General features: G+C 72.5%; 23 protein-coding genes. 13 read left to right on the top strand and 10 right to left on the bottom strand.

The window, feature by feature from the left end; all coding sequences use genetic code 11:
- Positions 1-53: 53 nt before the first annotated feature.
- A complete protein-coding gene (locus AMK26_RS02730; protein WP_073751515.1) occupies positions 54-767 on the bottom strand; it encodes a hypothetical protein in 714 nt (237 codons plus the stop codon).
- A 96-nt stretch (positions 768-863) separates the two neighbouring features.
- Here AMK26_RS02730 and AMK26_RS02725 point away from each other — a divergent pair, with 96 nt between their 5' ends.
- From AMK26_RS02725 to AMK26_RS02715, 3 genes are all read left to right on the top strand, one after another.
- Positions 864-1,577, top strand: a complete 714-nt coding sequence (locus AMK26_RS02725) for an aquaporin (protein ID WP_073751513.1) — start codon at positions 864-866, stop codon at positions 1,575-1,577.
- Between the two features lie 43 nt (positions 1,578-1,620).
- Positions 1,621-2,301 carry a SanA/YdcF family protein gene (locus AMK26_RS02720; protein ID WP_079277413.1) on the top strand — a complete coding sequence of 227 codons (681 nt, stop codon included), beginning with the start codon at positions 1,621-1,623 and terminating at the stop codon, positions 2,299-2,301.
- Positions 2,302-2,443: 142 nt separating this feature from the next.
- Positions 2,444-4,528, top strand: coding sequence for a molybdopterin oxidoreductase family protein (locus AMK26_RS02715; protein ID WP_073752964.1), 2,085 nt, complete (start codon positions 2,444-2,446; stop codon positions 4,526-4,528).
- On the opposite strand, the gene AMK26_RS02710 is transcribed toward AMK26_RS02715, so the two are convergent.
- Genes AMK26_RS02710 through AMK26_RS02690 form a run of 5 tightly spaced genes read right to left on the bottom strand, consistent with a single transcriptional unit; the run spans position 4,479 to position 9,417 of the window.
- On the bottom strand, positions 4,479-4,889 hold the full coding sequence (locus AMK26_RS02710; RefSeq protein WP_073751509.1) for a gamma-glutamylcyclotransferase family protein: 411 nt from the start codon (positions 4,887-4,889) through the stop codon (positions 4,479-4,481). The two genes, AMK26_RS02715 and AMK26_RS02710, sit on opposite strands and share 50 nt — an antisense overlap.
- Positions 4,886-5,209, bottom strand: coding sequence for a divalent-cation tolerance protein CutA (gene cutA / locus AMK26_RS02705; RefSeq protein ID WP_073751507.1), 324 nt, complete (start codon positions 5,207-5,209; stop codon positions 4,886-4,888). Before cutA ends, AMK26_RS02710 begins: the two co-directional genes overlap by 4 nt.
- 24 nt (positions 5,210-5,233) lie before the next feature.
- A complete protein-coding gene (locus tag AMK26_RS02700) occupies positions 5,234-7,084 on the bottom strand; it encodes an ABC transporter ATP-binding protein (RefSeq protein WP_073751505.1) in 1,851 nt (616 codons plus the stop codon).
- Positions 7,081-8,814 (bottom strand): ABC transporter ATP-binding protein, encoded by a 1,734-nt coding sequence (locus tag AMK26_RS02695; protein ID WP_073751503.1) that lies wholly within the window; start codon positions 8,812-8,814, stop codon positions 7,081-7,083. The genes AMK26_RS02700 and AMK26_RS02695 overlap by 4 nt, the downstream gene beginning before the upstream one ends.
- 3 nt (positions 8,815-8,817) lie before the next feature.
- Positions 8,818-9,417, bottom strand: coding sequence for an NADPH-dependent FMN reductase (locus tag AMK26_RS02690; protein ID WP_073751501.1), 600 nt, complete (start codon positions 9,415-9,417; stop codon positions 8,818-8,820).
- Positions 9,418-9,563: 146 nt separating this feature from the next.
- Here AMK26_RS02690 and AMK26_RS02685 point away from each other — a divergent pair, with 146 nt between their 5' ends.
- The 3 genes from AMK26_RS02685 (at position 9,564) to AMK26_RS02675 (ending at position 11,703) form a co-directional block, all read left to right on the top strand.
- A complete protein-coding gene (locus AMK26_RS02685; protein WP_073751499.1) occupies positions 9,564-10,136 on the top strand; it encodes a Uma2 family endonuclease in 573 nt (190 codons plus the stop codon).
- A 191-nt stretch (positions 10,137-10,327) separates the two neighbouring features.
- On the top strand, positions 10,328-10,936 hold the full coding sequence (locus AMK26_RS02680; RefSeq protein ID WP_073751497.1) for a hypothetical protein: 609 nt from the start codon (positions 10,328-10,330) through the stop codon (positions 10,934-10,936).
- 101 nt (positions 10,937-11,037) lie between these two features.
- A complete protein-coding gene (locus tag AMK26_RS02675; protein WP_079277412.1) occupies positions 11,038-11,703 on the top strand; it encodes a class F sortase in 666 nt (221 codons plus the stop codon).
- Between the two features lie 139 nt (positions 11,704-11,842).
- On the opposite strand, the gene AMK26_RS02670 is transcribed toward AMK26_RS02675, so the two are convergent.
- Both AMK26_RS02670 and AMK26_RS02665 read right to left on the bottom strand, forming a co-directional pair.
- Positions 11,843-12,619, bottom strand: coding sequence for a sulfite exporter TauE/SafE family protein (locus AMK26_RS02670; RefSeq protein ID WP_073751495.1), 777 nt, complete (start codon positions 12,617-12,619; stop codon positions 11,843-11,845).
- A gap of 90 nt (positions 12,620-12,709) precedes the next feature.
- On the bottom strand, positions 12,710-13,141 hold the full coding sequence (locus AMK26_RS02665) for a hypothetical protein (RefSeq protein WP_073751493.1): 432 nt from the start codon (positions 13,139-13,141) through the stop codon (positions 12,710-12,712).
- 192 nt (positions 13,142-13,333) lie between these two features.
- Here AMK26_RS02665 and AMK26_RS02660 point away from each other — a divergent pair, with 192 nt between their 5' ends.
- The 5 genes from AMK26_RS02660 (at position 13,334) to AMK26_RS02640 (ending at position 18,885) form a co-directional block, all read left to right on the top strand.
- Entirely contained in the window at positions 13,334-14,527 is a 1,194-nt protein-coding gene (locus AMK26_RS02660) for an NAD(P)/FAD-dependent oxidoreductase (RefSeq protein WP_073751491.1), read from the top strand.
- 1 nt (position 14,528) lies between these two features.
- Positions 14,529-17,075, top strand: a complete 2,547-nt coding sequence (gene nirB, locus AMK26_RS02655; protein ID WP_073751489.1) for a nitrite reductase large subunit NirB — start codon at positions 14,529-14,531, stop codon at positions 17,073-17,075.
- Positions 17,072-17,413 (top strand): nitrite reductase small subunit NirD, encoded by a 342-nt coding sequence (gene nirD / locus AMK26_RS02650; protein WP_073751487.1) that lies wholly within the window; start codon positions 17,072-17,074, stop codon positions 17,411-17,413. The genes nirB and nirD overlap by 4 nt, the downstream gene beginning before the upstream one ends.
- 33 nt (positions 17,414-17,446) lie before the next feature.
- A complete protein-coding gene (locus AMK26_RS02645) occupies positions 17,447-18,031 on the top strand; it encodes a TetR/AcrR family transcriptional regulator (protein WP_073751474.1) in 585 nt (194 codons plus the stop codon).
- A gap of 95 nt (positions 18,032-18,126) precedes the next feature.
- Positions 18,127-18,885 carry an SDR family NAD(P)-dependent oxidoreductase gene (locus AMK26_RS02640; RefSeq protein ID WP_073751472.1) on the top strand — a complete coding sequence of 253 codons (759 nt, stop codon included), beginning with the start codon at positions 18,127-18,129 and terminating at the stop codon, positions 18,883-18,885.
- Here AMK26_RS02640 and AMK26_RS02635 read toward each other — a convergent pair whose 3' ends face one another.
- Complete coding sequence (locus AMK26_RS02635; protein ID WP_073751470.1) at positions 18,886-19,296, bottom strand: VOC family protein; 411 nt, start codon at positions 19,294-19,296, stop codon at positions 18,886-18,888.
- Positions 19,297-19,484: 188 nt separating this feature from the next.
- Here AMK26_RS02635 and AMK26_RS02630 point away from each other — a divergent pair, with 188 nt between their 5' ends.
- Positions 19,485-20,063 carry a hypothetical protein gene (locus AMK26_RS02630; RefSeq protein ID WP_079277411.1) on the top strand — a complete coding sequence of 193 codons (579 nt, stop codon included), beginning with the start codon at positions 19,485-19,487 and terminating at the stop codon, positions 20,061-20,063.
- A 129-nt stretch (positions 20,064-20,192) separates the two neighbouring features.
- Positions 20,193-21,353: a PhoX family protein gene (locus tag AMK26_RS02625; RefSeq protein ID WP_073751468.1), complete on the top strand. Its 1,161-nt coding sequence runs from the start codon at positions 20,193-20,195 to the stop codon at positions 21,351-21,353.
- Here AMK26_RS02625 and AMK26_RS02620 read toward each other — a convergent pair.
- The gene (locus AMK26_RS02620) at positions 21,323-22,375 is read right to left on the bottom strand and encodes an ArsR/SmtB family transcription factor (RefSeq protein ID WP_198943974.1); all 1,053 of its coding nucleotides are present in this window, start codon (positions 22,373-22,375) and stop codon (positions 21,323-21,325) included. The genes AMK26_RS02625 and AMK26_RS02620 overlap by 31 nt on opposite strands.
- Positions 22,376-22,385 lie beyond the last annotated feature (10 nt).

Genomic DNA, 22,385 nt, shown 5'->3' with positions numbered 1-22,385 from the left:
CGGGTCGTTGCGCGGGGGTGACGGGTGTTTTCCACCGGCTCACCGGAGGTGGCTCAGGCGCGGGAGACCCAGATACGGAGGGTGCCGGTGGCCGTGAAGCCGTGGCGGAGGGCGGCGGCCAGGTCGTCGCCGTGCTCGTAGCCGACGACCGGGGTGCCGGGGTGGCGGCGGGCGAGGGCGGCGAGGCAGCCGGGCCAGGGGTCGGTGCCGAAGAGGTTGGACACACCGTTCATGCCGGTGCTGTGGCTGACGACCGCCCCGGCGACGATGCGGCCGTCCGGCGCGCGGCCCGCGAGCACGGTGGTCGCCGGGTCGGCCAGGAGTGCGGGGCGGAAGAGGCCGAGGGGGTCGTCACCGCCGCTCCAGGCGGTTTCCCAGGCGGTGAGTCCGGCGGCGGTCCGCACGGGCGCCCAGGGTGCGGCGCCCTCGGGCTGCGGGGCGGGCGCGCCGGCGGGGCGGTGGATCCACTGGGCGTCGAAGAGCGGCTCGAAGCCGTGCCCGGTGAGGTCGAGGGTGGCGAAGCTGTCCTTGACGGAGCAGCCCGGCGCGCTCCGGTCGATGCGGTCGAGTACCTCGTGCGCGGCGGCGCCCGGTACGAGGGTGACCGCGTCCGGGTAGTACGGCGGCGTCCGGCGCGGGTGCGTCCAGGCGCGGTCGCCGAACGTACCGGCGCCCAGGCCGTGGGCGCGGCACAGGGCGGCGCACCACTCGGCGTTGTTGCGGGCGGCTGCCCGGGCCCAGGGGCCGGATGTGGTCACACGGGGCATCGTGCCAGGGCGTGGGGCAGAGAACGATCTCTTTTACCCGCTACATTCTTTTCGAAACGTGGAAGATGTTTTCCGCTGGAAGGAAGTGGGGGTTTCATGGGTGGTACGCAGAGGGCGCTGCCACGCCGCGCTGTCGCGGAACTCGTCGGCACCGGGGCGCTCGTGGCGGTCATCATCGGCTCGGGCATCCAGGCCACCGGCCTCAGCCACGACGTCGGGGTACAGCTACTGGCCAACTCACTGGCCTCGGCGATCGGGCTCGGGCTCGTCATCGCCCTGTTCGCCCCGGTCTCCGGAGCCCACCTCAACCCGGTCGTCACCCTCTCCGTCTGGTGGACCGGGCGGCGCTCCCGCGACGGCCTGACCGGCCGGGAAGTCGCCCTCTACATCACCGCCCAGCTGGCCGGGGCGGTCTCGGGCGCCCTGCTCGCGGAAGCCATGTTCGGGCGGGCCCCCGGCAGCTGGTCCACGCAGGTGCGGTCCGACGGGCACCTGCTGCTCGGCGAGACCGTCGCCACGGCCGGCCTGGTGCTCCTCATCCAGGGCCTGGACCGCATCGGGCGCGCCCAGCTCGCGCCGGTCGCGGTCGCCGCGTACATCGCCGCCGCGATCTGGTTCACCTCCTCCAGCTCGTTCGCGAACCCGGCCGCGACGGTCGGCCGGTCCCTCACCGACTCGTTCACCGGTATCGCGCCCGCCTCGATGCCGGGCTTCATCGCCGCCCAGCTCCTCGGCGGTCTCCTGGGCGCGGGGCTCGCCGCCCTCCTGTACGGGGGCCGGCCGCCGTCGAGATCACACGTGCCGCAGTGAACCGGGCGGGCCGCTGCCGCGTCGGAAGAGACGGAGGTGGGGGATGTCCACGAGAGGCATACGGCGGCTGAAGTGGCCGGCGGACCGGCGGGGGAAGCGGCGGCTGGTGCAGGGCGCCATGCTCGGGTGCGTCCTGGCGCTCACGCCCGCGACCTGGATGCACGCCGTCGCCGACAGCCGGCTGCGTACGACGGCGGACGTGCCCGCGCGGGACGTCGCCGTCGTCTTCGGGGCCGGCCTGTGGAAGGGCCGCCCGACCCCGTACCTGGCGCACCGGCTCGACACCGCCGCCGCGCTGTACCGGGACGGCAAGGTCAGGGTCGTCCTGGTCACCGGGGACAACAGCCGCGCCGAGTACGACGAGCCCGACGCCATGCGCGTGTACCTGAGGGAGCGGGGCGTACCGGACGGGCGGATCGTCAGCGACTACGCGGGCTTCGACACCTGGGACTCGTGCGTCCGCGCGAAGAGGATCTTCGGCGTCGACCAGGCGGTGCTGGTGACCCAGGGCTTCCACATCCGCCGCGCGGTCGCGCTCTGCCAGGCGGCGGGCATCGACGCGTACGGCGTCGGGGTCGACGAGCCGCGCGACTCGGTCTGGTACTACGGCGGGGCCCGGGAGCTGGTGGCGGCCGGGAAGGCGGCGCTGGACGCGGCCCTGAAACCGGACCCGACGTTCCTGGGCCGGGAGGAAAAGGGCGTGGCGGAGGCACTGCGGCGGTGACCGGGCCGCCCCCTGCGCCTGGGCCGCCCAAGCGGGGGGCATGGGCCCTCACCGTTACGGCCTGTCTGGGCGGAGCCCGCCGTACCGGGTATGTAATGCGCCGTGTCGGTGGCCGTAACACGCGCGTCGCATGCTCGGGGGCATGCTCACCGCCACCACCCCCACGCACTGCCCGTACTGCGCCCTGCAGTGCGGGATGAACCTCCGGCCCGCCGGCGACGGCGTCGAGGTGGTGGAGCGCGCGGACTTCCCCGTCAACCGGGGCGCCCTGTGCGGTAAGGGACGTACCGCACCCGCAGTGCTCTCCTCCCGGGTCAGGCTGGACGGGCCCCTGGTCCGACGCCCCGCCACAGGCAGGCTCGAACCCGCCTCCTGGGAGGAGGCCCTGCGTGCCGTCGCCGACGGGTTGCGCGGCACCAGGGAGAAGCACGGGGTCGACGCCGTCGGGGTGTTCGGCGGCGGCGGGCTCACCAATGAGAAGGCGTACACGCTGGGGAAGTTCGCCCGGCTGGTGCTGGGCACGTCGCAGATCGACTACAACGGCCGGTTCTGCATGTCGTCCGCCGCCGCCGCCCACCAGCGCGCCTTCGGGCTCGACCGGGGGCTGCCGTTCCCGCTGGAGGACATCCCCCGCACCGGCTGCGTGATCCTCGTCGGGTCGAACCTGGCCGAGACGATGCCCCCCGCGCTGCGGTACCTCACCGAGCTGAAGGAGAACGGCGGCAGGCTCATCGTCGTCGACCCCCGCCGCACCCGCACCGCCGAGCAGGCCGACCTGCACCTCTCACCCCGCCCCGGCACCGACCTGGCGCTCGCGCTCGGGCTGCTGCACCTGGTCGTGGCGGAGGGGCGGACGGACGAGGAGTTCATCGCCGGCCGTACGGCCGGCTGGGCCGACGCCCGCGCCGCCGCCATGTCCCACTGGCCCGCGCTCGTCGAGCGCATCACAGGCGTACCCGTGCCGCAGCTGCGGGAGGCGGTACGGATGTTCTGCGAGCCCGAGAACGCGATGGTGCTGACCGCGCGCGGGCCCGAGCAGCAGTCCAAGGGCACCGACACCGTAGGCGCCTGGATCAACCTGTGCCTGGCCACCGGCCGCGCCGGCCGGCCCCTGTCCGGGTACGGCTGCCTGACCGGGCAGGGCAACGGGCAGGGCGGGCGCGAGCACGGGCAGAAGGCCGACCAGCTGCCCGGCTACCGCAAGCTCGACGACCCCGCCGCCCGCGCGCACGTCGCCGGCGTCTGGGGCGTCGACCCCGACACCCTCCCGGGGCCGGGGCGCAGCGCATACGAACTCCTCGACGCGCTCGGCACCGACATCAAGGCCCTGCTGCTGATGGGCTCCAACCCGGTCGTGTCCGCGCCGCGCGCCGCACACATCCAGGAGCGGATCGAGTCCCTGGACTTCCTGGCCGTCGCGGACGTCGTCCTGTCCGAGACCGCCGCGCTCGCCGACGTCGTCCTGCCCGTCACCCAGTGGGCGGAGGAGACCGGCACCCTCACCAACCTCGAAGGCCGCGTCCTGCTGCGCCGCCGGGCCATCACGCCGCCCGCGCACGTACGGAGCGACCTGGAGGTGATGCACGCGCTGGCCGGGCTGCTCGGGTGGGAGAAGGGCTTCCCCACCGACCCGGAGGAGGTCTTCGACGAGCTGCGCCGCGCCTCGGCCGGTGGCCCCGCCGACTACGCGGGCATCACCTACCGCCGCATCGCGGAGGAGGACGGCGTCTTCTGGCCGTGCCCCGAGCCCGACCACCCCGGTACGCCCCGGCTGTTCCTGGAGCGGTTCGCCACACCCGACGGACGGGCGCGGTTCGTGCCGGTCACGCACCGGGCGGCGGGCGAGGAGACGGACGAGGAGTACCCGGTGGTGCTGACGACCGGGCGGGTGGTGTCGCAGTACCAGTCGGGCGCCCAGACCCGGCGCGTCGCCGAGCTGAACGCCGCCGCGCCCGGGCCGTTCGTGGAGCTGCACCCGCGCCTGGCCGACCGGCTGGGCGTCGCCGAGGGCGAGCCGGTCGCGGTGGTGTCGCGCCGGGGGCGGGCCGTGGCGCCCGCGCGGATCACCACGGGCATCCGGCCGGACACGGTGTTCATGCCGTTCCACTGGGCCGGGGAGGGGCGGGCGAACACGCTCACCAACCCGGCGCTCGACCCGACTTCCCGGATGCCCGAGTTCAAGGTGTGCGCGGTACGTCTGGAAGCCGTACGTCCCGGCGCCGGCTGAGCCAGTCCCCGCCCGCTATCGGCTCCCCCAGCCGGACGGCGGGCGTGGCGACGTACACCCACGCCCGGACCATCGCCCCGTCCCGTACCCGCACCACCTCGCACACCTGCCGCTCGTACCCGTGCTCCAGGCGGTCCAGTACGGAGACGAGGGCCTCGTACCCGCCCGGCGCGGCGCTGATCAGCTCGCCCGCCACCTCCCCCGCGCCTCGCACGAGATACGGGTAGCCGGGCCCCTCGTACAGCAGGGCGCCCGCCAGCCGGGCCGGTTCCTCCGCCGCCGTACGGCCGCGCAGGAACAGGTCGTGGTTGTACTCGCCGGGGCGCAGCGTCCCGTACACGAAGAACGGCAGTTCCCTCATCGCGCCGACGTCTCCTGCTGGAGCCACGCCAGGTACGCCGCGCTGCCCCGGACCACCGGGGTGGCGATGATCTCGGGCGTGTCGTAGTCGTGCGTCGCGGTGATGTGCGCCTCCAGCGCGCCGTAGCAGGCCTCCGTCGTCTTGAAGAACACCTGCCACTCCTGGCTGGTCTCGATGGCGTTCTGCCAGTGGTAGACGGAGGTGACGGGGCCGGAGACCTGCGCGCAGGCGGCGAGCCGCGCCTCCACCGCGCCACGGGCCAGCTCCTGGGCCTTGTCGGCGCTGTCGGTCGTGGTCAGTACGGTCAGGGCCAGCGTCACGTCTCTCTCCTCCGCCTGTCGTCGTCACGCCACGGCGGCGAACTGCGCCGCGTACAGCCGAGCGTACGCACCCCCGGCCGCCAGCAGCTCGTCGTGCGTGCCCTGCTCGACGATGCGGCCCGCCTCCATCACCAGGATGACGTCGGCGTCCCGGATGGTGGAGAGCCGGTGCGCGATCACGAACGACGTCCGCCCCTGGCGCAGCGACGACATGGCGCGCTGGATCAGCACTTCGGTGCGGGTGTCGACGGAGCTGGTCGCCTCGTCGAGGACGAGGATCGAGGGCTCGGTGAGGAAGGCCCGGGCGATGGTGAGGAGTTGCTTCTCGCCCGCGCTGAGGCCCTCCCCGCCGTCCTCGATCACCGTGTCGTAGCCGTCGGGGAGCGTACGGACGAACCGGTCGGCGTGGGTGGCCATGGCCGCCTCGACGATCCGCTCGCGCGGCACCTCGCCGGGCACCCCGTACGCGATGTTGTCGGCGATCGTGCCGCCGAACAGCCAGGTGTCCTGGAGGACCATGCCGATGCCGGAGCGCAGTTCGTCGCGCGACATGGTGGAGATGTCGGCGCCGTCGAGGAGGATGCGGCCGCCGGTCGTTTCGTAGAACCGCATCAGCAGGTTGACGAGCGTGGTCTTCCCGGCGCCGGTCGGGCCGACGATCGCGACGGTCCGGCCGGGTTCGACCGTGAGCGACAGGTCCTCGATGAGGGGCGTTCCCGGCTCGTAGCGGAAGGCGACGTTCTCGAAGGAGACCCGGCCCTCCCGCTTCCGTGCACGTGTCGAAGGGGCCGGTCCCTGTTCCTCCTCCTCCGCGTCCAGCAGGTCGAAGACCCGCTCGGCGGAGGCGACGCCCGACTGGAGGAGGTTGGCCATGGCGGCGACCTGGGTGATGGGGCCGTTGAACTCGTACGAGTACTGGACGAAGGCCTGGACGTCTCCGACGGACAGCGTCCCGGACGCCACCCGCAGCCCGCCGACCACCGCGATCAGTACGTAGTTGAGGTTGCCGACGAAGGTCATCGCGGGCTGGATGAACCCGGAGATGAACTGGGCGCGGAAGCTCGACACGTACAGCTGCTCGCCCAGCTCGTCGAAGGCGTCGACGGCCTGCTGCTTGCGGCCGAAGACGAGGACTTCGGCGTGGCCGGTGTACATCTCCTCCACGTGGGCGTTGAGCCTGCCGGTGACGGACCACTGCCGGACGAACTGCGGCTGGGCGCGCTTGCCGATGAGGGTGGCGACGACGACGGAGACGGGGACGGTCGCGAGGGCGATCAGCGCCAGCAGGGGCGAGATCCAGAACATCATGGCCAGCACGCCCACGATGGTGAGCAGGGCCCGCACCATCTGGCCGAAGGCCTGCTGCATGGTCTGGGTGATGTTGTCGATGTCGTTGGTGGCACGGCTGAGGATCTCGCCGCGCGGCTGCTTGTCGAAGTACGCGAGCGGCAGCCGCGCCAGTTTCGCCTGGGCCCGCTCGCGCAGCCGGTGGCCGGTGCGCTGGACGACGGTCATCGCGAGCCGCAGCTGGACCCAGGTGAGGGCGGCGGAGGCGGCGACCACCCCGAGGGCGGCGGCGAGGGCCTGGCCGACGGCCCGGAAGTCGACGCCGGCGGGGCTTGCCGCACCGGTGACGACGAGGTCGGTGGCGTGGCCGAGGATCTTCGGGGACGTGACGGCCAGGGCGACGGCGGCGGTGCCGGCGGCGAGGACGCCGAGGACGCGGTGGCGTTCGGGGGCGAGGGTCTTGAGGAGCCTGAGCCCGGAGCGGCGGAAGTCCAGGGACCGTTCGAGGGATGGGGGGCTGAGGCCGGGGCCTCGTTGCTGGACGGCCGGGCCACGGCGTTCGGGGGCGCGGCTCGGTGACGTACTCATGCGGCTTCCTCCTCGGTGAGCTGGGAGAGGACGATCTCCCGGTAGGTGTGGTTGTCCCGCATGAGCTCGTCGTGGGTGCCGGTGCCGACGACCCGGCCCTGGTCGAGGACGACGATCCGGTCGGCGTCGCGGATGGTGGCCACGCGCTGGGCGACGATGACGACGGTCGCGTCGGCGGTCTCGTCCTTCAGGGCGGCGCGCAGCCGGGCGTCGGTGGCGTAGTCGAGGGCGGAGAACGAGTCGTCGAACAGGTAGATGGCGGGCCGGGCGGCCAGGACGCGGGCGATGGCGAGGCGCTGGCGCTGCCCGCCGGAGAGGTTGGTGCCGCCCTGGGAGACGGGGGCGTCCAGGCCGTGCTCCAGTTTCCGTACGAAGTCGGCGGCCTGGGCGACCTCCAGGGCGTGCCACAGGTCGTCGTCGGTGGCGTCGGGGTTCGCGTACCGCAGGTTGGTGGCGATCGTCCCCGAGAAGAGGTACGGCTTCTGCGGGACGAGTCCGACGGTGCGGGCCAGCAGGCGCGGGTCGAGGTCGCGGACGTCGACGCCGCCGATGTGGACCTCCCCGCCGGTGGTGTCGAACAGCCGGGGCACCAGGTTGAGCAGAGTCGTCTTGCCGCTGCCGGTGGAGCCGATGACGGCGGTGGTGCGGCCGGGGCCGGCGGTGAGGTCGACGGCGCGGAGGACGGGTTCCTCGGCGCCGGGGTAGCTGAAGTCGGCGGCGCGGATGTCGAGCCGGCCGGGGCCGCGCAGTTCCCGTACCGGTGCGGGTGGCGGGGCGACGGACGGTTCGGTGTCGAGGACCTCCTGGATGCGTTCGGCGCTGACCTCGGCGCGCGGGGTCTGCATCAGCAGGAACATCGTCATCATCACGGACATCAGGATCTGCATCAGGTAGCCGAGGAAGGCGATCAGCGAACCGGCCTGGAGGGAGCCGGAGTCCAGCCTGAGCCCCCCGAACCAGATGATGGCGACGGTGGCCGCCTCCCACACCAGCAGGACGGTCGGGAACATCAGGGCCATCAGGCGGCCGGAGCGCAGCGCGACGGTCAGCAGCTCGGCGTTGGCGCCGGCGAACCGGTACTGCTCGTGGCGGTCGCGGACGAAGGCGCGGACCACGCGGATGCCGGTGATCTGCTCGCGCATGACGCGGTTGACCTGGTCGATGCGCTCCTGCATGCCCCGGAACATCGGCGGCAGGCGGCGCACGATGAGGCCGACGGCCCCGGCGAGGAGCGGCACGAACAGCACGATCAGCAGCGCGAGCGGCACGTCCTGTCCGACGGCCATGACGATGCCGCCGAGGCACATCAGCGGCGCGGCGACCAGCATGGTCAGCGCGAGTACGGCGAGGGTCTGCACCTGCGTCACGTCGTTGGTGGTGCGGGTGATCAGGGACGCGGCGCCGAAGCGTCCCATCTCGCGTACGGAGAAGTCCTGTACGCGGCGGAAGACGGCGGCGCGCAGGTCGCGGCCGACGCCCATGGCGACGCGGGCGCCGAAGTAGACGGCGGTGGCGGCGGCGAGGATCTGGAGGAGGGTGACGGCGAGCATCAGGCCGCCGGTGGACAGGACGCGGTCGGTGTCGCCGCGCAGCACGCCGTTGTTGATGATGTCGGCGTTGAGGGTGGGCAGGCACAGGGTGGCGAGGGACTGGATCAGCTGGAGGACGACGACCAGCGCGATCGTCCGCCGGTAGGGGCGCAGGTGGGCGCGGAGCAGTCGCAGCAACATGGCTCAGCTGCCGTACGGACGGACGGACTTGGCGTCCCGCAGGGCGTGGCCCCACCAGGCGAGCTGGTCCAGCATCGTCTTGGCGGCGGCGTCGGGGGCGGTGGGGTCCTTGTGGCGGCCGTCGTCGTTGAAGTGGCCGTGGGCGTTGTGGAAGGAGACGGTGTCGCGGACGGTCACGGCGTGCATCTCGGCGTAGACCTGGCGCAGTTGCTCGACGGCGCGCAGGCCGCCGGACATGCCGCCGTAGGAGACGAAGCCGACGGGCTTGGCCTGCCATTCGGTGTAGTGCCAGTCGATGAGGTTCTTGAGGGAGGCGGGGAAGGAGTGGTTGTACTCGGGGGTGAGGACGACGAAGGCGTCGGCGGCGGCGAGCCGGGGGCTGACCTTGGCGAGCCGGTCGCGGACGGCGGGGGCGGGGTTGTAGGACAGGGCGGTGGGCAGGTCGGTGCCGGGGTCGCCGAGGTCGATGACGTCGACGGTGAAGTCGGTGTGCCGGGTGGCGTGGGCGAGGAACCAGTCGGCGATGACGGGCCCGAAGCGGCCTTCGCGGTTGCTGGCGACGATGACGGCGAGCGAGAGCGGTGAGCTCTTGGTGATCTCCATGCCGAGCAGCCTCGTACCTCAACTAAACTTGAGGTCAAGCCCCTCTTTCCCGCTCGTACGAGGGAGGCCGCCCCGACGGCCGAGCCGGGCGGTGGGCTCGGCGCTAGCGTGGACGGGGAACGCTCTGCAATCGAGGGAGGAGTGCGGTGACGCTCACGAGCGAGCCCGGAACGTTCGAGGACATGCTCCGGGTCGCGGCGGAGCTGGACACACCTGACGGCTACAAGGCCGAGCTCTTCCGGGGGAAGATCATCGTGTCGCCGTGGCCGAGGGCTCGAGAACTGCTGTCCATGCGGTCCCTTCGCAGGCTGCTGGAACCTCACACGCCCGAGGGATACGCCACGGAGACCGCCCCCTTCCTGTTTCGGCTCACAGCGTCCGAACGGGCCTTCGGCCCCGAGCTGTTCGTGGCCGAAGAGACAGCGTTCGCCGGTCCCGGCAGGCACGTGGACGGTGAAGCCCTCGCGCTCGTCGCCGAGCCGGCCACCGCCTCCGAGCGAGACGTCGACTGGCAGGACAAGCTGGCCGCGTACGGCCGCCAGGTGCCCGTATACCTGGTCCTCGACATGCGGGACGAGGAGATCACCGCGTTCTGGGACCCCTCCCCCCGCGGCTACCGCTCCCGCACGACCGTGCCGTTCGGCCACACCCTGCACGTGCCCGCGCCGTTCGATTTCGACCTCGACACGTCCGGTTTCCGCGTCCCGTCCGGTATGTGAGTCACCCGTTCGGGGCGGGCCGGGCGCGGCGGGCCGCGAAGCGGCGCTGACCTGGGAGTACGCCGGGTCCTGGGCGCGGCGCACCGGGCAACTGATGGGGCATCAGCAGGCGGGTGCGCGTCCCGTGGCCTTACCCATGGGACAAGGACACCGCCCCTCGCGGACACCGCCCCTCGCGCCCGGAGGACCCCATGCGCACCACTGCCCGCCTGCTGACCGGTACCGCGCTGGCGGTCGTCTCGCTCGGCGCCCTCGCCTCGCCGGGCGCGTACGCCGCGTACGCCGGTGACTTCGGGAAGCTGGAGGTGTACCCGTCGACCGCCGAGCCGGGCGAGACCGTCACGGTCAACACCACCGCCTGCGGCAAGAAGGGCCATGGCATCGGTGACGCCGGGTCCCTCGGCGCGGGCGAGTTCGACCTGTCGCCGGGCACCCACAAGGAGGTCGTGGTCGGCCAGTTCCGGGTGCCCGCCCACACCAAGCCGGGCACCTATTCGATCAGCGTGGCCTGCGACAACGGCAAGACGGCCGGCGGTGACCTGGTGGTCAAGCACGGCGGCGGCCACAGCTCGGGCGGCACGGGCGGACACGACTCGGGCGGGTACAGCTCCGGCGGCCACGACCAGGGCGGCCACGACCAGAGCGGCCATGCGCCCAGCGGCCATGTGAAGACCGGGGTGGGCGGCAGCGTCGGCCCCGACACCACCCAGATCGCGGCGGGAGTGGCAGTGCTGGCCGCCTCCGCCGTCGGCGGGGTCTGGCTCCTGCGCCGCCGGGCGAGCGGCGCGCAGGACAGCTGACGGGGTCCGTCCCCATCCCCCCGCCCCGCTCCCCGCCCCCGCCGCGTGTGTCCCCGAGGCCGCGGCGCGGGCGGGGAGCCCCATCCCCCGCGAGGGCAGCCATGACCGACGACACCAGGAGCGAGCCGGGAAGCGAGACGGGAAACGGCACCGGGACGAAGGGCAAGGGCTGGGGCATAGCCATCGCCGCGTGCGTCGGCCTCTGGCTCGTCCAGAACGGCTCCGCGGACCTGACCCCGCCCGTCCCGACCGCCGCCGAGGCCTTCGCCGCCGGGCCGCACCAGCACACCGACGCGGCCGCCGACCCCCTGCCCGCCTCCGCGCCGGTCCGTATCCGGATCCCCGAGATCGGCGTCGACGCCCCCGTGATGCGCCTGGGCCTCGCTGCCGACGGCAGCCTGGAGGTTCCGCCCTCGGGCAACCCCGGCATCGCCGGCTGGTACAAGGACGGCACCCCGCCCGGCGCCAAGGGCACCGCCATCGTCGCCGGCCATGTCGACAACGCCGAGGGCCCCGCCGTCTTCTACGCCCTCGGCGCCCTCAAGAAGGGCCACCGCATCGAAGTCACCCGCCGCGACGGCCGGACCGCCGTCTTCACCATCGACGCGATCGAGGTGTACGCGAACGAGGACTTCCCCGACCGGAAGGTCTACGGGCCCGCCGACCGTGCCGAGCTACGGGTGATCACCTGCGGCGGCGCGTTCGACAGGAAGACCGGCTACCAGGGCAACGTCGTCGCGTACGCCCATCTGATCGGGGTCCGGTGAGGGACGGTCAGACCGGGACGCCGTCGACGACGTTGCGGGCCACCGTCCATGCGACGGAGCGCAGATCATCTTGCCGGAACAACCCGTTCACCGCGAAGCCGGGCCTTGTTCCAGGTTCGGACGCGGGTGCCGCACACACCTAGCTCCACTGGTCGAACGCCAGCTTGGCGACCAGCGAGAAGACCACCACCAGCAGCACGCCCCGCACGAACTCGGCGCCCTTGCGCAGCGCCATCCGCGCCCCGAACAGCCCGCCCGCCAGGTTGAACACCGCCATCAGCGCCGCCAGCTGCCACAGCACCGTCCCCTGGTACGCGAACATCGCCAGCGCCCCCGCGTTGGTGCACACGTTCACGATCTTGGCCGTGGCGGAGGCGGTCACCAGGTCCAGGTGGAGCACGGCGGTCAGCGCCAGCACCAGGAACGTGCCGGTGCCGGGCCCGAAGAGGCCGTCGTAGAAGCCGATCCCCCCGCCGACGAGGACGATCGCCGTGACGACCCGCGCCCGGGTCGCCGGCCCCTTGCCCTCCCCCGTACCGAAGGACGGCCGCAGCATCACGAACGCCGCCACGCCCAGCAGCACCACCATGATCACCGGTCGCAGTACGTCACTGCTGATGCCGGCGGCGAAGAACGCGCCGCCCATGGACCCGGCCAGCGCCGCCAGCCCGATCCGTACCGCCGTCTTCACCTGCACCGGCGCTGTGCGCACGTAGGTGACGGCGGCGCCCGTCGTCCCCACGATGGCCACCGCCTTGTTGGTGCCGAGGATGTGGGCGGCCGGGACGTGCGGGAGGCCGAGCAGCAGGGCGGGCAGGAGGAGCAGCCCGCCACCGCCCACCACGGCGTCGATCCAGCCCGCCACGAGAGCGGCCGCACAGAGGAAGACCAGGGTGGTCAGCGATATGTCGGGCATGATCGCGAGCCTAGGGACGGGATCGGTGTGCCGTCCACGGAACGGGAAAGCCTTGAGGTACCTCTGAGGTGCGCGACGGACGCCCGGCGGTCAGCGGCCCTTGAGCAGACGCACCGCCAGTCGCCCCTGGAGCGCGGTGAGCCCGCGGCCCGCCCAGGGCATCAGCAGCAGGAACCCCACCCCGCCTATCAGCGCGTGGAACGCCCACGCCCCCGCGAACGTCGGCCCGCCCCACGCCTCCGCCGGGTCGCCCGCCCTCAGCGGCCAGCCCAGGTTCATCGGCACCAGCGACCAGCCGTACACGGTCACGACCAGGGCGACCGCGTTGAGCGGCGTGGCGAGCAGCGCGTGGAGCACCAGCCGCCCCGCGGCCGGCCGGGCGATGTCCCGGTCGAGCAGCCGCCGGGCCAGGAGGTGCGGTATGCCGATCAGCCCCGCCGGGAGGGCGAGCAGCAGATAGGCGACCCGCTTCCAGGTGGCGGCGCGGAACGGTTCGGTGAGCACGAGGCTGACGGCGTTCATGGCTCAAGCCTGGCCGAACCGCCACGCGGCAGGCCATGGTGCCTGCCCGGAGATCCAAGGTCGGGTTTCCCCCACCCCTGACCTCCCACGTCGGCCCCTCACCGGTGACACCGGCCCCCGCTGAGGTCAGCTTTCCGTGCGCGAAACAAACGGGATGCTGCCGGGTAACACCGCCGACGCACGCTGACGGGCATGAGTTCACGGATCGTGGTGGTCGGCGGAGGCACGGCGGGCGCTCGCCTGGCCGAGCGGCTGCCCGTCACCCTGCTCGGCGAGGAGCCGCACGCGCCCTACAACCGGGTGCTGCTCGCGGACGTCCTGGCCGGCCGGTACGGGCCCGAGGTCATCGCCCTGCCGTCCCCGCACGACGACGGGGCGCGGCACGAGGTGCGGGTGACCGGTATCGACCGTTCCGCCCGGGTGGTGCACTGCGCGGGCGGCGAGGCGTTCGCATACGACCGGCTGGTTCTGGCCACCGGCTCGAACCCGGTACTCCCGCCGCTGCGCGGCCTGGGCGGGCTCGGCGGCGGCGACCGGCTGCCGGCCGGGGTGCACGCGTTCCGGACGCTCGACGACTGCCTGGCGCTGGACGCGCTGGTGGCGCCCGGCACGCGGGCGGTGGTGATCGGCGGCGGCCTGCTGGGCGTGTCGGCGGCCCGCGCGCTGGCCGCCCGGGGCGCCGAGGTGGTGCTGGCCCAGCAGGGCGAGCACCTGATGGAGCGCCAGCTGGACGCCGAAGCCTCCCGGCTGCTCCGCCGCCACCTGGAGACGGACCTGGGCGTGGAGGTCCACACCGAGTGCCGCGTGCGCGGCCTGCGCTGCGTGGACGACACGGTCCAGGCGGTGGAGCTCGCCGACGGCTTCGTCCTCGACGCCGGCGTCGTCGTCATCGCGTGCGGCGTGCGGCCACGCGTCGGCCTCGCCCTGGACGCCGGGCTCGACGTGCGGCGCGGCATCGTCGTCGACGACCAGCTGCGCACCTCCGACCCGTACATCCACGCCATCGGTGACTGCGCCGAGCACGACGGCCGCCTCTACGGGCTGGCCGGCGCCGCCCTGGAGCAGGCCGACGTCCTCACCGAGGTGCTGACCCACGGCACCGGCGCCTACCGGGGCACCCGCGCGCTGACCCGGCTCTCCATGGACGCCCTCGAACTGGCGGCGTTCGGCGAGGCGACGCCGCTGCCCGGTGACGACACCGTGCAGCTGGCGGACGCGACGAGCGGCGCGTACCGCAAGGTCGTCGTCCGCGGCGACCGCCTCGTCGGCGGCGTCCTGCTCGGCGATCTCGGCGCGGTCGGGGCGCTCGCCCGGGCCTGGGAGGGCGACGAGGCCCTCCCGGAAGCGCCCCTGCTCCACCTGCTCACCCATGACGGAGGCTCCTGAAATGGCCCACGTGCCGAACACGCCCACCATCGTCCTCGTCGGCCACGGCATGGTCGGCCAGCGCTTCCTGGAGGCCCTCGCCGAGCGCGGCGTCACGGAGCGGGCGCGGATCGTCGTCCTGTGCGAGGAGCCCCGCCCCGCCTACGACCGCGTCCGCCTGACCTCGTACTTCGACGGCAGGACGCCCGACGAGCTGTCCATGGTCGAGGACGGCTTCATGGCGCGGCACGGGATCGAGCTGCACCTGGACGACCCGGCCGAGACCATCGACCGCGAGGCGCGCACGGTCACCTCGCGGGCCGGCCGCGTGATCGCGTACGACACCCTCGTCCTGGCGACCGGCTCGTACCCCTTCGTGCCGCCCGTGCCGGGGAAGGACGCGACCGGCTGCTTCGTCTACCGGACGATCGAGGACCTCCTCGCCATCGAGGAGTACGCGAAGACGGCGAGGACCGGCGCGGTGGTCGGCGGCGGGCTGCTCGGCCTGGAGGCGGCGGGCGCGCTCAAGGGGCTGGGCCTGGACACGCACATCGTGGAGTTCGCGCCGCGCCTGATGCCGGTGCAGGTCGACGAGGGCGGCGGCGCGGCCCTGCTGCGCACCATCGAGAACATGGGCCTCATCGTCCACACCGGAACCGGTACGCAGGAGGTGCTCACCGAGAACGGCTCGGTGACGGGCATGGCCCTGTCGGACGGTACGACGGTCGCGACCGACATGGTGGTCTTCTCCGCCGGCGTACGCCCCCGGGACCAGCTGGCGCGCGACTGCGGCCTGGCGGTGGGCGAGCGCGGCGGTATCGCGGTCGACGAGCAGTGCCGTACGTCCGACCCGGCGGTGTACGCGATCGGCGAGTGCGCGCTCGCGGCCGACGGCCGGGTGTACGGGCTGGTGGCGCCCGGGTACGAGATGGCGCTGACGGCGGCCGCGACGATCGCGGACGAGCAGGGCCAGGCGTTCACCGGCGCCGACATGTCCACCAAGCTGAAGCTGCTCGGCGTGGACGTGGCGTCCTTCGGCGACGCGCACGGCACCGCCGAGGGGTGCCTGGACGTCGTCTACTCCGACTCCCGCTCCGGCATCTACAAGAAGCTCGTCGTCGACCCCGACGGGGTCCTGCTGGGCGGCGTCCTTGTCGGTGACGCCGAGTCGTACGGCATGCTGCGGCCCATGACCGGCACCAAGCCTCCGGTGGCGCCCGAGCAGCTGGTGCTGCCGGCCGGTGCCGGCGCACCGGTCGCCCTCGGCCCCTCCGCCCTCCCCGACGACGCGATCATCTGCTCCTGCCACAACGTCACCAAGGGTGCCATCTGCGCGTGTTCGTCCCTGCCCGAGGTCAAGAAGTGCACCAAGGCCGGCACGGGCTGCGGCAGCTGCGTGAAGGTGATCCAGCAGCTGCTGCCGAAGCCCGCCGACAGCGGGATGTGCGGCTGCTTCTCGTACACCCGCAGCGAGCTGTACGAGATCGTCCGCACGATGCGCTTCACCTCGTACGCCGAGCTGCTCGACTCGCACGGGCGTGAGGAGGCGCGCGGCGGCGAGGGCTGCGAGATCTGCAAGCCGGCCGTGGCGTCGATCCTGGCGAGCCTGACCAACGAGTACATCCTCGACGGCGAGCGGGCCGCGCTCCAGGACACCAACGACCACTTCCTGGCGAACATGCAGCGCAACGGCTCGTACTCGATCGTGCCGCGCATCCCGGGCGGCGAGATCACCCCGGAGAAGCTGATCGTGATCGGCGAGGTGGCCCGGGACTTCGGCCTCTACACCAAGATCACGGGCGGTCAGCGGATCGACCTCTTCGGGGCCAGGGTCGACCAGCTGCCGCAGATCTGGGCGCGGCTGGTGGACGCGGGCTTCGAGTCGGGGCACGCGTACGGCAAGTCGCTGCGGACGGTGAAGTCGTGCGTGGGCCAGACCTGGTGCCGCTACGGCGTGCAGGACTCGGTGAAGATGGCGATCGACCTGGAGCTGCGCTACCGGGGCCTGCGCGCCCCGCACAAGCTGAAGTCGGCCGTCTCGGGCTGTGCGCGGGAGTGCGCGGAGGCCCAGTCGAAGGACTTCGGCGTAATCGCCACGGCCAACGGCTGGAACCTGTACGTCGGCGGCAACGGCGGCGCGACACCGCGCCACGCGGACCTGCTCGCCCAGGACCTGTCGGACGCGGAGCTGATCCGGCTGATCGACCGGTTCCTGATGTTCTACATCCGTACCGCCGACCGGCTGGAGCGCACCGCGACCTGGCTGGAGCGACTGGAGGGCGGGCTGGACCACCTGCGTGACGTGATCGTGCACGACAGGCTCGGGCTGTGCGACGAGCTGGAGGCGCTGATGGCGGCGCACGTGGCGAGCTACCACGACGAGTGGGCCGAGACGCTGAACGACCCGGAGCGGCTGCGCCGGTTCGTCTCCTTCGTGAACGCGCCGGACGCGCCGGACCCGTCGGTGAAGTTCGTGCCGGAGCGCGGCCAGATCAAGCCGGACCTGACGATCCTGACGCTGGAACCCCTGACGTCCACGGACTCCCTGGAAGGAGCTTCCGCCCGATGATGCTGGAACTTTCCCATGACGGTGAGTGGTTGCCGATCTGCGACGACTCGGTGCTGACGCCGGGGCGGGGCATGGCCGCGCTGCTGCCGGACGGGCGCCAGGTGGCGCTGTTCCGGAACCGGGCGGGGCGGCTGTACGCGATCGACAACCGGGATCCGTTCACCGGCGCCCAGGTGCTGTCGCGCGGCCTGATCGGGTCGGCGGGCGGGCGGCCGTTCGTGGCGTCGCCGCTGCTGAAGCAGCGCTTCGACCTGGAGACGGGGCGGTGCCTGGACGACGAGGAGGTGGCGCTGGCGGTCTTCCCGGTCCGGGCTCGGGAACTCGCCCCCGTCTCTTGACCGTTCGTTCCAGAAAGATCTAGGGTCCTGACCGTGGCCAGGACCAAGGAATTCGATCCGGACGCCGCGCTCCAGTCGGCCCTCGAGCTGTTCTGGGAGCGCGGCTACGAGGCGACGTCGATGGCGGACCTCACCGACCGCCTCGGCATCGGCCGCGCCAGCATCTACGCCACCTTCGGCAACAAGCACGAGCTGTACCTGAAGGCCATGGACCGGTACGCCGAGCGCCATGAGCCGCACCTGGTGGAGGAACTGTCCCGGCCGGGCCCCGCGTTGCCGGCCGTCCGGGCGGTGGTGCGGCGGTTCGCCGCCGAGGCATCCTCCGACGAGAGGCGGCTCACCGGCTGCTTCTTCACGAACACGGCCGCCGAACTGGCCCCGCGCGACCGGGCCGCGGCCCGCCGGGTGGAGATCGCCTGGGAGCACATCGAGACCCTGCTGCACTCGACGCTCGTCCGGGCCCGCGCCCAGGGCGAGCTCGCCGCGGACCGCGACCCGCGGGCGCTGGCGCGGATGCTGCTGGTGCTGATGCAGGGCCTGAGGGTGGTGGGCAAGGCCTCCGGCGACCCCGCACGGGTGCGGGACGCGGCCGAGCAGGCGCTGACGCTGCTGGACTGACCGCACGGCCACATCGAGGGGTCGCCCCGATCGAGGGCACCCCTCTTTTCGCGACCTCATACTGAACCGATCAGTCAAAAATAGAGGGGGACGACATGTCCGCACGCTTCACCGGCACCACCGCTCTCGTCACCGGCGCGGGAACCGGCCTCGGCCGGGCCGTCGCGCTCGCCTTCGCCGCCGAGGGCGCCCAGGTCGCCGTCGCCGGACGCACCGCCGCCACGCTGGACGAGACCGTCGCCCTGATCGAGAAGGAGGGCGGCACGGCGGCCGCCTTCACGGCCGACGTGAGCCGCGCCGACGACATGCGCGCCCTGGTGGACCGGACCGTCGCCCACTTCGGCGGCCTGGACGTCGCCGTCAACAACGCCGGCGTCCTGCGCGGCGGGGGCAGCCCGGTCGGCGACCTCGACGCGGCGGACTGGCAGACCATGCTGGACGTCAACGTCACCGGAGTGCTCTACGCCCTCCAGGCCGAGATCGCCCACATGCGGGCCAACGGCGGCGGCGCGATCGTCAACGTGGGCGCCAACCTCGGCGCCCACGTCCGCCTGCCCGGCGCCGGCGGCTACGGGGTGAGCAAGGCCGCCGTCTCCGCGCTGACCCGCGCCGCCGCCCTGGACCACATCGGGGACGGGGTACGGATCAACGCGGTGAGCCCCGGCGCCTCGGACGGCCCGATGTCCCTGCTGCCGGGCGAGACCCCGAAGGAGCGGGCCGCCCGGCTGACCTCCCCGCTCGGCCGGATCACCACCGCGGAGGAGGTCGCCGCCGCCGTGCTGTACCTCGCCTCGCCGGCCGCCGGGTCGGTCGTCGGTGCCGACCTGGTGGTGGACGGCGGTGTGGCGGCCTGATCAGGCCTGCCCCTCCACCACCTTCGGGTCCATCCACATGACCTCCCACAGGTGGTGGTCCGGGTCCTGGAAGGAACGGCCGTACATCGTGCCGTAGTCCTGCGGGTCGTTGGCGGCGGAGCCACCTGCCGCCAGCGCGGCGTCGCACAGCTGGTCGACCCGCTCCCGGCTGTCGGCGCTCAGCGCGAAGATCGCCTCGGTGGTACGGGACGCGTCCGCGATCTCCTTATTGGTGAAGTCCTTGAAGCGCGGCTCGGTGAGCAGCATCACGAAGATGGTGTCGCTGATGACCAGACAGGCGGTCTTGTCGTCGCTGAACTGCTCGTTGAAGGAGTAGCCCAGCGTGCTCCAGAAGGTCTTCGACGTCTGAAGGTCCTTCACCGGCAGGTTCACGAAGATCATCTGGGGCATCTCGTCATCTCTTCTCTGGTCGGTACGGCGTCGCTGTGACGCTTTCGAGGGGTGGACCGGGGGCCGTGGCGAAACTCATCGCTCCCTCGAAAGAAATTTCGCCCCACTCGGCCCGGCCCGCCACCGCACCCGGCCGCCCTCGGCATGCCGCGTTGCGGGGCGCCGGGCACCGACCTAGCCTCGGCGCCATGAGCCCCCCAGGCCGGAGGATCACCGAGAAGCTGTCGGGTGACGCCCTGTCCGCCGCCACCGGCAAGGACTGGGCGGCCTGGTTCGCCCTGCTCGACGCATGGGGCGCCACCGCCCGCACCCACACCGAGATCGCCCGCCACCTCGTCGAGGCGCACGGCGTGCCCGGCTGGCACGCCCAGTCGATCACGGTCGGGTACGAGCAGGAGCGCGGCCTGCGCGAGGTGGGCCAGTCGAGCGGCGGCGACTGGCAGGCCTCCGCGAGCAGGACGGTGAACGCCCCGCCGGAGCTGGTCACCGAGGCGTTCACCGACCCCGACGTACGCCGCCGCTGGCTGGGCGAGGGCGAGTTCACCGTCCGTACGCACCGGCCGGGCAGGTCGGTCACGGCGGACTGGGACGGGGGCGCGAGCCGGATCTCCGTGCACCTGACGCCCAAGGACAACGGCAGGACCCAGGTGGGGCTGGGCCACACCAAGCTCCCGGACGCGGACGCGGTCGCGGCGTACAAGGAGTTCTGGAAGGAACGGCTGGGAGCGCTGAAGACGCTCCTGGAGGGCGGGGCGCCGCCCAAGTAGGGGGGCGTCGCCGCTTCCCCTTCACCGGTTGTTGATGCACCGTCAATGAGGGACTCCTAGGTTCCGGAAGCGCGCGACCCCGTCGCCCGACCGGTGCGGCGGGAGGGTCACACACCCCTGGAGTGACAAGTGGAACGTCGCAGTTTCCTGCGTGGAGCGGTCATGGGCGGCACCGTGGCGGCCTTCGGCGGCACCCTGATGCAGGGCGCGGCCTACGCGGCCCCGGCGCAGCCCGGCGCGGGCCCGTACGGTGCTCTCGGCGCGGCGGACGCCAACGGCATCCAGTTGCCCAGCGGCTTCACCAGCCGGGTGATCGCCCGGTCCGGCCAGAAGGTCGGCTCGACCTCGTACACCTGGCACAACGCCCCCGACGGCGGCGCCTGCTTCACCGACGGCACCGGCTGGATCTACGTCTCGAACTCGGAGATCAACCCGGGCGGCGGCGCGAGCGCCGTGAAGTTCTCCTCGACGGGCGCCATCACCGGCGCGTACCGGATCCTGTCCAACACCCGCACCAACTGCGCGGGCGGCAAGACCCCGTGGAACACCTGGCTGTCGTGCGAGGAGGTCAGCCTCGGGTACGTGTACGAGACCGACCCGTACGGCGTGAACGCCGCCGTGCGCCGGGACGCGATGGGCCGCTTCAAGCACGAGGCGGCCGCAGCCGACCCCGTACGCAAGGTGATCTACCTGACCGAGGACGAGTCCAACGGCTGCCTGTACCGCTTCATCCCCAGCACTTGGGGCAACCTGTCCTCCGGAACCCTCCAGGTGCTGAAGGCCGGCACCGCCACCTCCGGCTCCTTCACCTGGGCCAACGTCCCCGACCCGGACGGCTCCCCCACCTACACCCGTGACCAGGTCTCGGGCGCCAAGCGGTTCAACGGCGGCGAGGGCTGCCACTACGCCAACGACACCGTCTGGTTCACCACCAAGGGCGACAACCGCCTGTGGCAGCTGAACCTCGCCAAGAACACCTACGAGCTCGCCTACGACGACTCCCTGGTGACCAGCGGCACCGCCCCGCTGACCGGTGTGGACAACGTCACCGGCTCGTCCTCCGGCGACCTGTTCGTCGCGGAGGACGGCGGCAACATGGAGATCTGCGTGATCACGCCGGACGACGTGGTGGCCCCCTTCCTGCGGATCACCGGCCAGTCCGGTTCCGAGATCTGCGGCCCGGCCTTCTCGCCGGACGGGAAGCGGCTGTACTTCTCCAGCCAGCGCGGTACGACGGGCAGTTCGTCGGGCGGCATCACCTACGAGGTGACGGGGCCGTTCCGCGCGTAACTCCGTCGCTGCTGCTGTTGCCGCTGCTGCTGCCTGGGCTGGGCACCGCCTCCGTGGAGGAGGGCGGTGCCCAGTGGCGTCAGGGTGTGCAGGACGGAGCTGCCCTGGCGGAGGGTGACCACGAGGCCCGCGTCCCGCAGCACGCCCGCGTGCTGGCTGGCGGAGGCGAGGGAGACGCCCGCGCGGCGGGCCAGCTCGCTCGTCGTACCGCCCTGCCCTATGGCCCTGAGCACCGCGCACCGGGTGTGCCCGACCAGCCGGCCGAGCGGGGACGCGCCCGGCTCGCACGGGCCGGACACGGGCGCGTCGGTGTGCGTGACGGGGTAGACGAGGACCGGCGGCAGGTCCGGGTCGCGCAGGACGACCGGGGTGCCCCGGCAGAAGTACGAGGGCTGGAGCAGCAGGCCCCGCCCGTCCAGGTGCACTTCGCGGTCGACGGGATAGTCGGCCTCCAGGACGGGTGCCCGCCAGCGCAGCACCGGCGGCAGGCCGGCGAGCAGCTCGTCCGCCCCGCCGTCGAGGAGCGCGCGGCCGCGTACGGCACGGTCGGCCTCCACGCGGGCCTCGATGTGCGACCAGTACGGCTCGACGGCGGCCCGGTGGTAGCCCCGCAGCGCCCCGATGAGCCGCCCGAACGGCTCCTGACGCCCTTCGGCGAGGTCCCGCGCCCATCCGGGCAATGGACCCCCGCCGGGCCGGGAGGAGGCCAGCAGGGCCAGCTCGGTGTGGACCCGGGCGGGCGGTGTGGCCCGGAGGGCCTGGAGCCCGGGGTCGAGGCCGTCAATGCCCTGGGGCGGAGTCAGGAAATCCGGGAAATAGCCGCGCGTCGGGACCAGCGCGCCGAGCAGACGCGTTTCGCCGTTCAGCCGTGTCCGGGATTCGGAACGCCATGCTCCGTAGACCAGCGCTCCGCGCCGGTCCCGCAACCGGTGAAAGCTGAGAATCGTTTCCCACAACGCATCCGGCCGGGCAGCCATCCGGACCCCGGCGAGGTCGTCCCCGGTGAAATGAATACGTAGCACTGAACCCACC

Source organism: Streptomyces sp. CB03234 (assembly GCF_001905885.1).
Classification (GTDB): Bacteria; Actinomycetota; Actinomycetes; order Streptomycetales; family Streptomycetaceae; genus Streptomyces.
Note: the sequence above shows the minus strand (reverse complement) of the source record. Positions and strands in the feature narration are given on the sequence as shown.

Coding starts and splice junctions, on each gene's coding strand:
- AMK26_RS02665 (WP_073751493.1), bottom strand. CDS start 13,141: ATGAACGCCGTCAGCCTCGTGCTCACCGAACCGTTCCGCGCCGCCACC.
- nirD (WP_073751487.1), top strand. CDS start 17,072: ATGATGCTGGAACTTTCCCATGACGGTGAGTGGTTGCCGATCTGCGAC.
- AMK26_RS02725 (WP_073751513.1), top strand. CDS start 864: ATGGGTGGTACGCAGAGGGCGCTGCCACGCCGCGCTGTCGCGGAACTC.
- AMK26_RS02690 (WP_073751501.1), bottom strand. CDS start 9,417: ATGGAGATCACCAAGAGCTCACCGCTCTCGCTCGCCGTCATCGTCGCC.
- AMK26_RS02635 (WP_073751470.1), bottom strand. CDS start 19,296: ATGCCCCAGATGATCTTCGTGAACCTGCCGGTGAAGGACCTTCAGACG.
- AMK26_RS02670 (WP_073751495.1), bottom strand. CDS start 12,619: ATGCCCGACATATCGCTGACCACCCTGGTCTTCCTCTGTGCGGCCGCT.
- AMK26_RS02680 (WP_073751497.1), top strand. CDS start 10,328: ATGCGCACCACTGCCCGCCTGCTGACCGGTACCGCGCTGGCGGTCGTC.
- nirB (WP_073751489.1), top strand. CDS start 14,529: ATGGCCCACGTGCCGAACACGCCCACCATCGTCCTCGTCGGCCACGGC.
- AMK26_RS02715 (WP_073752964.1), top strand. CDS start 2,444: ATGCTCACCGCCACCACCCCCACGCACTGCCCGTACTGCGCCCTGCAG.
- AMK26_RS02730 (WP_073751515.1), bottom strand. CDS start 767: ATGCCCCGTGTGACCACATCCGGCCCCTGGGCCCGGGCAGCCGCCCGC.
- AMK26_RS02630 (WP_079277411.1), top strand. CDS start 19,485: ATGAGCCCCCCAGGCCGGAGGATCACCGAGAAGCTGTCGGGTGACGCC.
- AMK26_RS02640 (WP_073751472.1), top strand. CDS start 18,127: ATGTCCGCACGCTTCACCGGCACCACCGCTCTCGTCACCGGCGCGGGA.
- AMK26_RS02720 (WP_079277413.1), top strand. CDS start 1,621: ATGTCCACGAGAGGCATACGGCGGCTGAAGTGGCCGGCGGACCGGCGG.
- AMK26_RS02675 (WP_079277412.1), top strand. CDS start 11,038: ATGACCGACGACACCAGGAGCGAGCCGGGAAGCGAGACGGGAAACGGC.
- AMK26_RS02660 (WP_073751491.1), top strand. CDS start 13,334: ATGAGTTCACGGATCGTGGTGGTCGGCGGAGGCACGGCGGGCGCTCGC.
- AMK26_RS02710 (WP_073751509.1), bottom strand. CDS start 4,889: ATGAGGGAACTGCCGTTCTTCGTGTACGGGACGCTGCGCCCCGGCGAG.
- AMK26_RS02700 (WP_073751505.1), bottom strand. CDS start 7,084: ATGAGTACGTCACCGAGCCGCGCCCCCGAACGCCGTGGCCCGGCCGTC.
- AMK26_RS02695 (WP_073751503.1), bottom strand. CDS start 8,814: ATGTTGCTGCGACTGCTCCGCGCCCACCTGCGCCCCTACCGGCGGACG.